Raw genomic sequence first — 14,396 nt, 5'->3', positions numbered from 1 at the left:
TACGGCTCCGGACAATCCGGTTACGGTCGCTGTGAAATACGGCTCCGGCGAATTGATCGCAGAGAATTTGATCGCAGCCAATCCAAACCATGCCGCAGCCCGCGAAACGCCGCGCGGAAAGGCCCTTCGGAACTCTACCGCCCCCCGGTAGAAGGCACAAAAGTATTGACCTGCGATATGCCACCATGAATACCTACGGTTTATCCCGCACCCCTGCATAATGCACCGCAGAATGCCCTGCGGTATCCCCCCACCCCACCTAGTATTGCACCGCAGAATACCTGCGGTATGCCACACAAAATACCCTGCGGAAGTGCACCGTACCCTGCGAAATGCAAAAGTGCATGCGATAATCGTCGAAATCCCTCGAAACAGGTGGTTCAAATGCAAAAATGCAGTTCATATCCAGCCAAAATTGTCTTTTTTATCGAATGGCCCCAAATCAAATGCACTTTTGCATTTCAAACGCTCTAGAGAGGAAATCTGGGGAAAATGAAATGCACTTTTGCAGTTGGTTCGTTCAAATGTTCACGATGTTCCACCTACCCGAAGCGACACGCCAAATACAGCCAGCTCTTTCAGGAACGGCTCCACAGCAAGATCTACCACGTTTAGATGATACCCCTTCTTCCTCACAACCTGCAGCACGTCGGACAAGACCTCCGGTTGGAACGTTTCATTAATGCTGTCGATGTCAATAAGAACGGAAGCATTCTGTTTCAACTGCACAGAGGGAATCTCCAGCACGTTGGCGGGCCGGCAGCCCGAGCCCGGTGGATCTTGCGTATTTTGCGCCATCATTAAAGCGGCTCGAAGGGCATTTCGCAGCGCAAATGTGTGATTAAGGCCGACACCGCCGTACCAAGCCCCGCCCGTTCCCGCCCAAAACACCGGAAACCCGGACACGGCTTCTCCCAAACCGATCACCGGTTCGCCCCGCATGATGTTTAAAACTTGCAAGTAGTAGCGGCAGTGCTTATCTTCCACGTTCCCCAGCCGAACACAGGCGGCGGACGGCACTAGCTCTTGCGACTGCTTGTGCACCTGCTCCCGCGTCCCCTCATGCTCCCGTTCGTCCGCCTGTTCGCGGGTCTGTCCGCAGATCCGCATGCGCAACGTTTCGCACAAATATGCTTCCACCCCCCGGCGGAGCGCCTCCTCCGCCGTCTCTCCCGCGCCGATGCCGACAACCCCGCCTGTTTCGTCCAAAAGCGCCTCGGCCAGCCGCGATACATATGCTTCGATTCCAGCCAGTCCCGCTTCCCGGCGCGCTTCTTCATGCGTCAGTCCGGCGCAAACGAGGTCCGGCAGCAAACTTGCGGGACCTTCCGACAACGGATCGGCCGCCTGCACACGGCATTGAGCGAGCGGCAGCTGGCTTAAACCGCCCTCCTCCCAAGCGTGGAAAATCCCGATTTGCCCCGAGGTCAAGCGGCCGAAGTAAGAGAACCAGCCAGCCGGGAGGCTGCCTTCAAAGGTTGGTTCGATTCCGCACTTAGTAATTTGCTTAAACGGTTGGTCGGAAGTCTGGTCAGACGGGTGGTCGGAGGTTTGCTTGATCCGCTGCTCAGAGGTATGCTTGATCCACCGCTCAGGGCTTTGCTTGATCCACTGCTCAGGGCTTTGCTTGATCCGCTGCTCAGGGCTTTGCTTGATCCACCGCTCAGGGCTTTGCTTGATCCACTGCTCAGGGCTTTGCTTGATCCACTGCTCAGGGCTTTGCTTGATCCACCGCTCAGGGCTTTGCTTGATCCACCGCTCAGGGCTTTGCTTGATCCACCGCTCAGGGCTTTGCTTGATCCACTGCTCAGGGCTTTGCTTGATCCGCTGCTCAGGGCTTTGCTTGATCCGCCGCTCAGAGGTTTGCTCAAACCAATGATCGGAAATTTGTTCGAGCCGCCGCCAGGAAATTTGCAGATTTTCGGTGGGAATCCCCTTCCGTCCATGCGCGAACGGATGGGGGAAAAAAGCATGCCAGCCGCCTTCCAGCGTCTCCAAATCAAGCAGGTAGACCAAATTTCCCTCCCCCTCCTCACCCTCTCCCGCAATATATCTCAGCAGCCGGGAGACAAGCGCGTTGGCAAGCAGCTCGCCCGCCGCCACAGAAACCGGCTGCCGCTGCAGGCCTCGGCAAAGCGCAGGCTCATGCAGCCTGCGCCAGGCCGACTCCCAGCCGCCTTCCAGGCCGGGCTGTACGAACGGGCCCGCCACCCCCGTCCGATGCAGGCAGACGGCGGGCAGCAGCGCCTTATTCTCTTCCCGGCAAGCCTGCTCAAGCAGCAGCAGTTCCCCGGGATCCCCCTCCTGTGACGCATAAAGAATCTTTTGATGCGGCCGCACGAATTTCCGCCAACCGGCAGCATCTTTCTGCCCCAAGACAGCTTCCCGCAACCTCGCCTCGGGAGCCGCTTGGCGGGCCCCGCGCAGCCATTCGGCCAGAGGCTTCCGATCGGCGGAGGCCGAACCGATCATGCACAAGTGGAAATCGGTGAACCCGGACCGGGTCAAAGCGGACAGAAGCGAAAAGAAAACCGGTCCGGAGCCAACGGCCAGGATGTCATCCGGCCGAACTGTTTGAAGCCGATGTGGACTCAAGTGGTCATTCCTCCTTAGTTTACACAAAAGGATGCGGATGCGGGTTAAGCTGCTCCAGCGTTAACGGTTCCGCCGCGTATCCGAGCTCCGCCGGAATCCTCAGCACTCTTTCCAGCCCGTTCAGCCGGATGAGCTGATGTCCAAACGTTATCGGCAGCATACCCGGGATCAACACTTTGACGCAGTGTAAACGATGGCGTGAAATTTCCGGAGACGTCTGGTCGATCACGATCACTTCGAGATTCAACCGTTCGAAGATTTGCAGGATGTCCTTCAGATCTTCCGTCAGATCGGAATGTCCGGCCTTCCGCCTAAATTGTTCCGCAAACGTCCGCATCGGCCGCTGGCCGCCCAGCAAAAAATCAAACCTTTCCTCCGCTTGCGGCAAACCGTTCAGCAAGGCATGATCCTCCATCTGCAGGACCAAATCGGGGTCATGGAACATGTCCGGCAACTCGTCCAGCCGCTCCGCAAACCGTTCGTTTAACGCAGCCGCCAGTCCGCCCAGCTCGTGAACGGCGCTTTTCGCCGCCCGTGCCGGGTCAAGGTGAGAACCCGCCGCACAGATCAGATTCATGTTCCCGGGCTCCCTGCTTTTCGCCAGCGCCAAAATGGCCGGTATCCGGTTTTCCATCGTCATGTCAAACAAATAAACCTCATACTCGGCAACTGTTTTAAACCTTTCGATCATCAACCTTAGTTCCCGATCTTCCGCGGAATCGGGGTCCAGCCGCGGGACGGGCAATTGTCCATACCAGGTGATGAGAAACGCATCGCGCTCGGCCACCTCCAAAATCCCGTAGAATATAGCCTCCTCCAGGCTCCCCCCCAAAGCGCACCCGTTTGAACCTTCCTGAACAAAGCTCTCCCCGTAATTCCAGCTGTAATAGGCCAAGCACTCCGGAACCAATATAGGACGCCGCCGCAAAAAAGAATACCCCCAAACCCAATCCATGGCGCGGTCCGGGTCAAACGGTTCGAACGGAAAATCCGGCGCCGCATACCGTTCCGGCTGATATAACCCCACTGTGGCGGGATCGAGCGCTTCTTCGGCAATCCGGTTATAGCTTTCGCGCACCATCGTGCGTTTGCTCCGCTGAACGAAACCGCAGCGCCGCTCCAATCCTTCCAAAATGGCGGTCAGCCCGCTTTCCGCAAAACGATGGCTATGGCCCCCCGAAACCTCGTCTCCCGTCATCACCGAAGGCATATTCACATATGCCCCGGCAAACGGGGAAACCAGGTCAATCGACGCTTTGTTAAACACGCCCGTACGGGGATCCAAATAGTCATGAATAAGCCCATCTTTCAGGTCGTCGATTCGGCGGGAGCGGTAACTGTCCGCGCTCGCTTTGGGCCTTGGCGCAAGTTCGATCCGTGCCGCCAAGGCGGAATCGGCGGGAAGTTCTCCGCATACTTCGCATAACGGATCCGGCAGAACATAATGGAGCGAGCACTCCAGCGTCTCCAGATTTACGATATACAGATGATCCTGCGAGCGGGCTTTTTTTCCGCTAAGAACAAGACGGCTCTCATTCACGGCGATATGAGCCGCATGAGCAAGCCCCGAGTACGAAGGAGGCGCTTTGGCGGAAGTTTCCTCCGGTTCGAGCAGCGAAAACAGCGAGGCCATGACATCGCTGCCATCACGTCCGGCAATCTCCCGCCGCCGGTCCGCGCACCGGCAACACCCTCCTGTCTCCGGATGAATCAAAGGCCCAATCACCGCCTCACTCCCGGAAACAAGGCAGCGCAGCCAAGGGACGCCTTGTTGCCGCAGCGCTTCTTCCGCGTTGAGATCCGCCGCCGGATTTTCGCCGCCGCAAATCCATACGATAAGCCCCGTCTCCTCCGGCAAACCGCCAATCCATTCATTAGGTTCATTAGGTTCACTAGGTTCATTACGCTCATTACATTCATTACGTTCATTACATTCATTACATTCATTACGCTCATTACATTCACTACGTCCGTTTTTCCATACGGCCTCATATTGCGCGGACAGCTCTTTATAAACCAACTCGGCCAGCAAGCCCTCACCGATCACCGCAACCGTCCGGCGATGCGGCCCGGAACCTTCGGCAGCGTCTTGCGGATTGCCGCCCTCCAAGCTTGTCATTGTAAATCCTCCCATTAAGTTCGCCTGTTTTATCCCTAATTTATGTTGCGGGCGTATGTATCGTTACGCAGAAAAATTAGTCGATGATTAGAATCGTTACATTCGTCCAATCCAAATCGGTTTAAGCTCAATATATTGGTGTTGTAGCAAAGCAAAGGAGGTGGCGAACAATGAGCGCATTTAGCTGTGCAGGTTTCGGTGGTTTCACGAGCACTGGCGTAATTCTCGTGCTTTTCATCCTGTTGGTTATCGTTTCTAGATCTCTGTTCATCTAACCAATCAGCTGCCGGCTTGAAATCGCCTATGCATGCATTTCAAGCCGCCATGACGTTCACACCGTTCGCACGAACAACCGCAGCGTCAGCAACCGATAGACGCCGCTCCAAGCGTGGTCAACTCCTAGCTTCCGGACGGGGCGGCGGCTTTTAGAGAATCAATGGCACAAAAATAAAAACCGCCAAAACCTTGATTTCACAAGGCTTTTGGCGGTTTTTGGTTTTCCGGCCTCAACGCTTTAGGCTGTTGCCATTGGTCGCGATGACCTCTTTGTACCAATAAAATGATTTTTTGCGATAGCGTTCAAGCGTGCCGGAGCCGTCGTCATGGCGGTCGACATAAATAAAGCCGTAACGCTTCTTGAGCTGGGCCGTCGAAGCGCTGACCAGATCGATACAGCCCCAGGTCGTATAACCCATCACTTCCACGCCATCCGCAATGGCTTCCGCCACCTGTACGAGGTGATCGTTCAAATACTGAATGCGGTAATCGTCTTCCACCGTTTTCTCCCCGGCTTCGTTCACGATCAGCTCATCGACCGCTCCCAGCCCGTTTTCCACGATAAACAGCGGTTTTTGATAACGGTCGTAGAAGGCGTTCAGGACGATGCGCAGCCCTTGCGGATCAATTTGCCAGCCCCATTCGCTCGATTTCAGATACGGATTGGGAATCCCGCCGAGGATGTTTCCTTCGCCGGCAGCGAGTTTCTCCGGATCGGCCGTCTGGCACACGCTCATATAGTAGCTGAACGAAATAAAGTCAACGGTATGCCGCAGAATTTCTTCGTCGCCGGGCTCGAATTTGATTTCGATTCCGTTCTCTCTGAAGAAACGTTTCATATATCCCGGATATACGCCGCGCGCATGCACATCGCCAAAGAAATAGTTCCGGTGTTCAAATTCCATCACTTTAACCACGTCATCCGGATTAGGCGTAAGCGGGTAGGTCGGCATGCTCAGAATCATGCAGCCGATCTTGGCCTCCGGATCGATCTCGCGGCATAGTTTGACCGCGGAAGCGCTGGCCACAAGCTCGTGGTGCACGGCTTGATAAAGATCCTGTTTGCTGAGCTTGTCCTTCGGTGTGTAGATACCCCCGCTCATAAACGGCGCCTCGAGAATCGAGTTGATTTCATTAAACGTCAGCCAGTATTTCACCTTTCCCTTGTACCGCTTAAACACCGTAGTGACATAACGCTTATAGAAATCGACCAGCTTCCGGTTGACCCAGCCGTCGTATTCCTTCGACAAATGCAGAGGCGTTTCATAATGGGACAAAGTGACCAGCGGCTCAATCCCGTATTTCAGGCATTCATCAAACAGATCGTCGTAAAACTGCAGCCCTTTTTCATTCGGTTCCGTCTCGTCGCCTTTAGGGAATATCCGCGACCAAGCGATCGAGGTACGGAACACTTTAAAGCCCATCTCCGCAAACAGCTTGATGTCTTCCTTGTAACGGTGGTAAAAATCGATGCCCACCAGCTTCATATTGTCGGGCGTCGGCGCTTCCGTTACCGGGCCAAACAGCCCTTGGGGCGTTACGTCCTGCACGGATAAACCTTTCCCGTCTTCGTTATAGGCGCCCTCCAATTGGTTGGCCGCGACGGCGCCTCCCCATAAGAACCCCTCCGGAAACCGGATTTCACTCCCGGTTTTGCTGCTGCTGTTACTCATTTGCACCACACTCCAATCATTCCATAATTTTATGTTACACTTATTGCGAGACATCCTTTATTTTTAGCCTAAATGTTGGAACGGGTTACATGTCAACTTTAACTTTTTCGGAAAGGGATATTTGCATGTCAAAGTTTGAACAGATCATGAGATTATCCGGCTATTCCCGGGCAACAGTGTCACGGGTGATCAATAATTCGCCGAATGTGAACCCGGACACGCGGGAGAAAATATTACAAATCATGAACCAGCTCGACTACGCCCCCAACCGCAACGCCGTGGCGCTGTCGAAAGGCCGGACCCAGCAAATCGGGATCGTCATCGAGTACCTGCACGAAACTACCATTTCCTTTTTGAACCATTTTATACAAGCTGCTGTGGGTTATGGATTCCAGACCATTATCTATACTTCTCAAGGGGATAAGGCGAAAGAGCTGCAGGCGTTTGAAGATTTGCGGAGCAAACGGGTGGACGGCCTGTTGATCATGACCTGCGTTAATGACCCGGGGAAACTGTCCGCCTACTGCCGTTATGGGCCGATCATTTCCTGGCAGCGGATGCGGGCAGGCCAGATCCCTTCCGTGGCGATGGATCAAGGCGATGGTTACCGGCTGGGGCTGGAGCACTTGCTGGCTAAAGGTTTTACGCGCATCGCCAACGCTTTCGGAAGGCCGAACAGCTTGAATACCAAAAGCCGCAGGCTGGCGTTTGAAGCCGTCATGAAGCAGCGCGGCCTGCCGGTAAGGCGCGATTGGTACCGTTACGAGGTCTACGGCATGCTTGACGGCGAACAAGCCTGGCGCTCGCTCGCCGCCATGAAGGAAGCGCCCGAAGCCGTCCTCTGCGCCAATGATTACGCGGCCGCAGGCATATTAAACGAGGCCCGCCGCCAACATCTGGCGATCCCCGGGGAGCTGGCCATTATAGGCTTTGACGATACCGATTTGTCCGCCTCCCTGGGCATAACCACCATTCACAATCCGATCAAGGAGCAGGCACAAAATGCCTTTTATTGGATATGGAACATCATTGGCGACGAACCCTTGGAGCCGTCATCCTTAAGCTATCGGCTGGTTGAACGCCAAACGAGTTAAAGCGGGTTAATCTACGGTTGAGTTGTACCGGGAGAGAGACTGGCGGATAACTTACCCGCGCTCTCCCCGCACCCCGTTTTGAGCCGCACAGGACCCCCGCTCAATCACTTCCGTGTTGACCAGAATTTGTACATTTTGATCTTTCCGGCCGCCTACCTTGCGCAATAACATGTCCATCGCCGTCTTCGCCATGATGTCTTTCTTGACATGGATCGTCGTTAACTCGGGGCTGATCACCTTGGCCTCGCGGATATTGTCAAACCCCATGACCGCCACCTGCTCGGGCACCTTAATGTTCAGTTCCTGGAAAGTTTTGATCGCGCTGATGGCCATGTAATCATTTTCGCAAAATATAACCGAAGGCAAATGCTTCATGTTCTCCACCGCTGTTTTAAAAGAGTCCTGCGACAGCAGCGACATCGGGTTCATCGCAAAGGTCAGATTCTCATCGATATCCATATTCCCCTCTTGCAACGCGGCCATAAATCCTTCCTTGCGTTTGATAAAATTGAAAATCCGCACCTCGGACTCGATGTAGCCAATGCTTCGGTACCCCAAAGCGATGAGATGTTTCCCCGCTTGATAACCTCCAAGGTAGTTGTTAATGGCAACAAAACTCGCGTCGATATGCTCGAAGCAAGTGTCCAGGATGACCAGATTCGGATGGATCGATAAAACGCTTTCGATCATCTGCGCCGGCAAATTCGTGCCGAGCAGCAAAATCCCCGCCGAGGGCTGCTCATGTTCGAGCTGCTGAATCTCTTCTTTCAAGCTTTGGATCGGGATGGAAGAAATAATCAGCGTGTGGCCCTGTTCTCCGGCATAGGACGTTAAATGATGAATGAGTTCGCTGAAAAACGGCTGGGATTCGTAATGCTCGGTGACGATATCCACATTTTTGCAGGCGATAAATCGCATCACGGAGCTGTTTTTGGCCGAGACTTTATGGGTTTTAAACGTCCGCGGGGTATACCCGTTGGCCCTGGAAATTTCCAGGATATGCTGGCGCGTCGCTTCGCTGACGCCGGCTTTGTTGTTGAGAGCCAGGGAAACGGCCGCTTTGGAAACCCCCGCGAGTCTGGCGATATCATCTATTTTCATCAATACCACTCCCAATTTAAAAGACTGTGTAAATTATAACACTATTATACACAAAAGTTTACGATATAAACTTAACTAAACTTAATTTTTGTTTATAAAAAAATTATTTGACTAAATCTCCCGCCGATGCTAATATTCAAGGTGAAAGCGGATTATTTTAGTTAATTAGTCATCTTATCGTTTATAGTTTATATAAAATTAAATAAACTATTGTGTTTTTTTCAGAGTCAAGAAAGGGCTGGTGATCTAAGGTGAACGTATCCATCGCTAAAAACCGGAGAACCTTTACGCTAAACGAAAAGCCTTTTTTCTATTTGGCGGACACGGTATGGAGCATCTTCACCAACGCCTCTTTGGAAGAGTGGGCAGAATATTTGGATTTTCGGAAAACGCAGGGCTTCAACGTCCTTCAAATCAACGTTCTGCGTCAATGGGACGCCAGCGAGTCGGATATCCGGATCGATCCGTTTTTGTTGAACGAAGACGGTTCGTACGATTACCGCAGCTTAAACGAGGCGTATTTCGACCGGGCCGAACAAATGCTGGGCATGGCCGCGGAGCGCGGGTTCATTCCGGCTTTGGTGCTTCTGTGGTGCAATTATGTGCCGGACACCTGGGCGGAGATGTTCCAGAAAGGCAATAAAATGCCGCTGGACTGCGTCGAGCCATACGTCAGATATGCCGTAGAGCGCTTCTCCAAATTCAACCCGATCTACTTGATCAGCGGGGATACCGACTTTCCGAGCGAGCGGGCCAACGCGTATTACAGGAAAGCGCTTGAAGTGGTCCAAGCCGTCAGTCCGGACAGTTTAAAAACGTTCCATATTCAAGGCAGGTTGAGAGATCTCCCGGAGGAGTTCGAAAATCATGACGGGCTTGATTTTTATATGTATCAATCCGGGCATAACTCGCAATTTCAATATATGGGCCATGAGATCGCCGGGCATTTTTACACGCGTCCGCGTACGCGCCCTGTCATTAACGGCGAGCCCTGCTATGAACAAATCAGCTACAGCCGCAACGTGTACGGCAGGTACTCCACGTTCGACGCCAGAAAAGCCGCATGGCAAAGCTTGCTGGCTGGCGGAGGCGCAGGAATCACCTATGGCGCGCACGGGATCTGGAGCTGGCATAAAAAAGGCAAAAAGTTCGGCATCGTTGAAGGGGAAGGCTTTGACGCTCCTTACGACTGGAGGGATGCGCTGCGGTTCGAAGGCGCCTGGGATTACGGCTTTATCAAATATCTGTTCGAAAGCTATAACCTGGCAGGTCTCCCTCCGGCCGACATCGTGCTGAACGAAACTCCGGAAATACGCGCCGCCGCGAATGATGAAACCATCGTATTGTATATTCCGGTAAACACCAAGGTCCGCTTGAACGCCGACGTCAGCGGCTACTCTTTTACAACGATCGATCTGGAAAACAAAAGATTTGCCGTTACGGAGGTTGTAGTTAGCGGCGGGAAGTCCATCATTCCGATGCACTGTTTTGAAAAAGACGTGGTTGTCATCGGCCAACGAAAATGAAATCGCTTGCCCCTTTTTAGCTTTAAGGAAAGCGCATACAGTTTGAGTAAGCATCATTACCTCAAGGAGTGAGTAAAGTGAATTACGAAAAAACAGCAAAAGAAGTCCTCAAATCGGTGGGCGGAGCGGAAAACGTAAGCAGCGTCATTCACTGCATGACCCGTTTGCGCTTCAAACTCAAGGACAGCTCCCTCCCGGACAAGGAACAGGTCAAACGGATCGACGGGGTCATCACCGCCCTTGAAAGCGGCGGACAATTCCAGGTCGTTATCGGCAACGATGTGCCGAAAGTCTACACCGAGTTGACGAAATTGCCGGGGATATCGGCGGAAGCCGGCCCCGTCGAAGAAGAAAAGAAAGGAAATTTATTCAGCCGTTTTGTCGATATTATCTCGGGCGTGTTCATGCCGGTGGTCGGCGTGCTGGCGGCGGTTGGTATTCTTAAAGGTCTGCTCTCCCTGTTCGTGACCTTCCATTGGTTGACCGCGGACATGGGCACCTACAAAATTTTGTACGCGACAGCCGATGCTTTGTTTTATTTCTTCCCGATCTTTCTCGGCTTCTCCGCGGGCAAGAAATTCGGCGGGAACCCTTACTTGTCGGCAGTGATCGGGGCGGCTCTCGTATACCCGAGCATGGTTTCGGCATTTAACGAAGGCACGGCATTAACCTTCTTGAATATCCCGGTGGTTCTGCTCAATTACACTTCATCGGTCATTCCGATTATTATCGGGGCTTATTTGGCGGCAGTTGTCGAAAAGTTTATCAACAAGTATATGCCTTCATCGATGAAAATGTTTTTTGTACCGCTGTTGACTTTAATCATCGTCACGCCGGTTGTCTTCCTTGCCGTCGGACCCGTGTCTACGTTCGTCAGCGACCAATTGGCCGCCGGCAGCTTGTGGGTTTATGGGTTGAGCCCGCTCATCGCCGGCCTCCTGCTGGCCGGATTCTGGCAAACCATCATCATCTTCGGGCTGCACTGGGCGTTTATTCCGATTCTGATCAATAATATCATGAACAAAGGATTCGACCCGATCAACGGCATGCTGTTTTGCACCATCTTCGCCCAGACGGGGGCCACATTCGCTATTGCTTTGAAAACGAAAGACAAACGTCTGAAACCAATCGCCACCTCGGCAACGATTGCCGGGTTTATGGGGATTACGGAACCGGCCATTTACGGCGTCACTCTGCCGGCGAAAAAGCCTTTTATCCTGGCTTCCGTCGCCGGGGGGCTCGGCGGCGCCGTCGCGGGCATGTTTGGAACTAACAACTACTACAGCATTGCGGGAGGCGGTGTCTTTGGCATCCCGATGTTTATCGGTCCGGAAGGCGTGGACAAGGGGTTCATCGGACTCCTCATTTCAGTGGTCGTGGCTTTTGTCGGCGGTTTTATCTTAACTTATCTGTTCGGATACAAAAACGCCGCTCCGGCTCAAGCCGATAGCGGGCACCGTGCGGCGGACGCCTCTGCCCAAAAGGAGCAAGGAACGAGTGAAATGACTGTTTTCAGCCCATTGGATGGCGAGTGGATTCCGTTAAGTGAAGTGCAGGATGAAGCTTTCTCCAGCGGAGCGATGGGTAAAGGCGCGGCGATCATTCCTACGGCAGGCGCTGCTTACGCCCCTTTCTCCGGAACCGTGCACACGGTGTTCAAAACGAAACACGCCATCGGCATGATTTCGGGAGAAGGCGCCGAAATCCTGATCCACATCGGCATTAACACCGTCAAATTAAAAGGTGAGCACTTCACTGCTTTCGTCAAAGAAGGAGATACCGTCAAAAAGGGCGACAAGCTGGTCGAGTTCGATCTCGAAGCGATCCAAAGCGCCGGATACGATGTGACGACATCCGTTCTCGTCTCCAACACTGCCGATTATGCGGAAATCAGCGTCAAGGAATACGGGCATGTACGCCCGGGCGATCCGCTCATTTTCATTAAATAATCAAGCTTTGGGGAAGCAAGCCGCTTGCTTCCCCTTTTATTTCTGCCCGCATTTGCGGAGCCGCGGGACACCTTCAATAGCGTAAATGAGCGCAAAAAAAATCTAACGGTTGTAAGCGACGCTAATTAGATAAAAATGAGCGAACACAAAATGTAGCGGTTGCCAGCGAGCTTATTTTCCGTTTTTTCGGCGGTACTGGTACGATTTCGCCTAAATAAGCGCGATGGCATCCGTTAGAGCGAAAAAACGTTCCAATAAGTTTGATCCTTCGAGATTAATCCGTTAGTCAAGCACCGATTTTTTGGTAAAGCCGGTAAAGGCAACTACTTTCGCAATACGACCACATCCCCGCACGATCGAGAACGCACAACCCAACCCAGCATAACCTGACCCAGTGTAAACTAAACTTAACTATATATAATAATTTAATTTATTTAAGCTGATTTCAACTAAAACATCCATTGACTCCGCTTTCTTTCGGTGTTAACATGACGATATAGAGATAAACCATCTCTAAATATATAATATTAGTTTAGTTTATTTTAGTATCTTTATCCCCTAGTTTATTTCACGTCGAGAGGAGATGCAGATTATGAAAAAACTGAAATTGGGCTACGCCCCTACCCGGCGCTTCGTGTTCAGCGCCGAAGATGCCTTTAAGTATAAGGTGGAAATCCGCAAACAGATCGAAAGCTTCGGCATGGACATCGATATCGTCGATCTTGAGGGACTTAATGAGGAAGGGCTGCTCTATGACGACCATATCAACGCGGAGCAGATCATCAAACGCTTCAAGGACGAAGAGGTGGATGCGGTCTTTTTCCCGCACTGCAACTTCGGCACCGAGGATACCGTCGCCCGCGTCGGCAAGGCATTAGGCAAACCCGTCCTGCTGTGGGGTCCGCGCGACGAAGCGCCGCTGGCCGACGGCATGCGCCTGCGCGACACGCAATGCGGGATTTTCGCCACGGGGAAAGTGCTTCGCCGCTTCAACATCCCGTTTACGTATGTCACCAACAGCTGGGTGACGGACCCCGTGTTCGAACGCGGCTTTACCAACTTTATCGCCGCCGCCAATGTGGTGCGCCAGTTTAAGAGCCTGCGCATTTTGCAAATCGGTCCTCGCCCCTCCTCTTTCTGGACGATGATCTGCAATGAGGGAGAATTGCTGGAAAAATTCGGGATTGAAATCCATCCGATCACCCTGGTCGATATTCAGCTTCGCAGCAAAAAAATCGCCGCCGGAAACAGCGCGGAACTGCTGGAAACGATCGATTACATCAAAGAGAAGCTGGATTACAGCGAAGTAACCGAAGATGATGTTCGGCGGATCGCCGCCCTTAAAGTCGCCATGAAATCGTTCGCCCGGGAAACCGGCAGCAGCGCGATCGCCATTCAATGCTGGTCTTCGCTGCAGGACGCCATGGGGATTATGCCTTGCCTGGCCAACGCCATCTTGACCGACGAACAGATTCCGGTGACCTGCGAAACGGATATTCACGGAGCGATCACTTCGGTTATGGTGCAGGCGGCGGCGATGAACACGGCCCCCACCTTCTTTGCCGACATCACGGTACGCCATCCCGAGAACGAAAACGGCGAGTTGCTGTTCCACTGCGGCAACTTCCCGGTATCGCTGTCCGTGGAGGACAAACCGAAACTGAGAAAGCACTTTTTGTTCGACGACCATTCGCCGGGAACGCACGAAGGCGAAATTCGCGGCGGCGGAATGACGATCGCGCGCTTCGACGGGGATCACGGCGAGTATTCCATTTTCCTCGGCAAAGCTCGCGGCATCTCCGGTCCTTACACCCGCGGCTCCTATGTATGGGTTGAAGTCAACGACTGGCCGCTGTGGGAAGAGAAGCTGGTCAAAGGACCGTACGTGCATCATTCCGTCGGCATTCATGCGAACGTCATCCCGGCCATTTATGAAGCATGCAATTACATTCCGGGTTTGACGGCCGATCCCGTAGACCCTACGGAACAAGAAATTCAGCGTTGGCTCCGCGGGTCCGACCTGGCGCAAAAGAAGTCTGCCGGCATTCCCAATTGAGATGATG

The 14,396-nt window shown here is 53.0% G+C and carries 9 protein-coding genes; 5 read left to right on the top strand and 4 right to left on the bottom strand.

Translation table 11 applies throughout. The annotated features are described in order from the left end of the window. Positions 1–528: 528 nt before the first annotated feature. Together NYE69_RS15990 and NYE69_RS15985 are read right to left on the bottom strand one after the other, a co-directional pair. On the bottom strand, positions 529–2,595 hold the full coding sequence (locus tag NYE69_RS15990) for a hypothetical protein (protein ID WP_340926991.1): 2,067 nt from the start codon (positions 2,593–2,595) through the stop codon (positions 529–531). A 19-nt stretch (positions 2,596–2,614) separates the two neighbouring features. Continuing rightward, positions 2,615–4,714 (bottom strand): TOMM precursor leader peptide-binding protein, encoded by a 2,100-nt coding sequence (locus NYE69_RS15985; protein ID WP_340926990.1) that lies wholly within the window; start codon positions 4,712–4,714, stop codon positions 2,615–2,617. 170 nt (positions 4,715–4,884) lie between these two features. On the opposite strand from NYE69_RS15985, the gene NYE69_RS15980 reads away from it, so the two are divergent. Then, positions 4,885–4,989 (top strand): hypothetical protein, encoded by a 105-nt coding sequence (locus NYE69_RS15980; protein ID WP_036623883.1) that lies wholly within the window; start codon positions 4,885–4,887, stop codon positions 4,987–4,989. 231 nt (positions 4,990–5,220) lie between these two features. Here NYE69_RS15980 and NYE69_RS15975 read toward each other — a convergent pair whose 3' ends face one another. Further along, positions 5,221–6,663, bottom strand: coding sequence for a glycoside hydrolase family 1 protein (locus NYE69_RS15975; protein ID WP_328272519.1), 1,443 nt, complete (start codon positions 6,661–6,663; stop codon positions 5,221–5,223). A 125-nt stretch (positions 6,664–6,788) separates the two neighbouring features. Between NYE69_RS15975 and NYE69_RS15970 the strand changes: the two genes are divergently transcribed. Continuing rightward, a complete protein-coding gene (locus NYE69_RS15970; protein ID WP_328272517.1) occupies positions 6,789–7,757 on the top strand; it encodes a LacI family DNA-binding transcriptional regulator in 969 nt (322 codons plus the stop codon). A 51-nt stretch (positions 7,758–7,808) separates the two neighbouring features. On the opposite strand, the gene NYE69_RS15965 is transcribed toward NYE69_RS15970, so the two are convergent. Next, complete coding sequence (locus NYE69_RS15965) at positions 7,809–8,858, bottom strand: LacI family DNA-binding transcriptional regulator (RefSeq protein WP_328272516.1); 1,050 nt, start codon at positions 8,856–8,858, stop codon at positions 7,809–7,811. 251 nt (positions 8,859–9,109) lie between these two features. On the opposite strand from NYE69_RS15965, the gene NYE69_RS15960 reads away from it, so the two are divergent. The 3 genes from NYE69_RS15960 (at position 9,110) to NYE69_RS15950 (ending at position 14,389) form a co-directional block, all read left to right on the top strand. Then, on the top strand, positions 9,110–10,384 hold the full coding sequence (locus NYE69_RS15960) for an apiosidase-like domain-containing protein (RefSeq protein ID WP_328272515.1): 1,275 nt from the start codon (positions 9,110–9,112) through the stop codon (positions 10,382–10,384). A gap of 77 nt (positions 10,385–10,461) precedes the next feature. Continuing rightward, complete coding sequence (locus NYE69_RS15955; RefSeq protein ID WP_328272514.1) at positions 10,462–12,333, top strand: beta-glucoside-specific PTS transporter subunit IIABC; 1,872 nt, start codon at positions 10,462–10,464, stop codon at positions 12,331–12,333. Positions 12,334–12,925: 592 nt separating this feature from the next. Next, entirely contained in the window at positions 12,926–14,389 is a 1,464-nt protein-coding gene (locus NYE69_RS15950; protein ID WP_328272512.1) for an L-fucose/L-arabinose isomerase family protein, read from the top strand. Positions 14,390–14,396 lie beyond the last annotated feature (7 nt).

The sequence above is a fragment of the Paenibacillus sp. FSL R5-0527 genome (assembly GCF_038008055.1).
GTDB classification, from domain to species: Bacteria; Bacillota; Bacilli; order Paenibacillales; family Paenibacillaceae; genus Fontibacillus; species Fontibacillus macerans.
Note: the sequence above shows the minus strand (reverse complement) of the source record. Positions and strands in the feature narration are given on the sequence as shown.

What these genes read in the sequence shown, in the direction of transcription:
- NYE69_RS15985 (WP_340926990.1), bottom strand. Translation starts at nt 4,714, where the DNA reads ATGACAAGCTTGGAGGGCGGCAATCCGCAAGACGCTGCCGAAGGTTCC.
- NYE69_RS15970 (WP_328272517.1), top strand. Translation starts at nt 6,789, where the DNA reads ATGTCAAAGTTTGAACAGATCATGAGATTATCCGGCTATTCCCGGGCA.
- NYE69_RS15980 (WP_036623883.1), top strand. Translation starts at nt 4,885, where the DNA reads ATGAGCGCATTTAGCTGTGCAGGTTTCGGTGGTTTCACGAGCACTGGC.
- NYE69_RS15965 (WP_328272516.1), bottom strand. Translation starts at nt 8,858, where the DNA reads ATGAAAATAGATGATATCGCCAGACTCGCGGGGGTTTCCAAAGCGGCC.
- NYE69_RS15975 (WP_328272519.1), bottom strand. Translation starts at nt 6,663, where the DNA reads ATGAGTAACAGCAGCAGCAAAACCGGGAGTGAAATCCGGTTTCCGGAG.
- NYE69_RS15950 (WP_328272512.1), top strand. Translation starts at nt 12,926, where the DNA reads ATGAAAAAACTGAAATTGGGCTACGCCCCTACCCGGCGCTTCGTGTTC.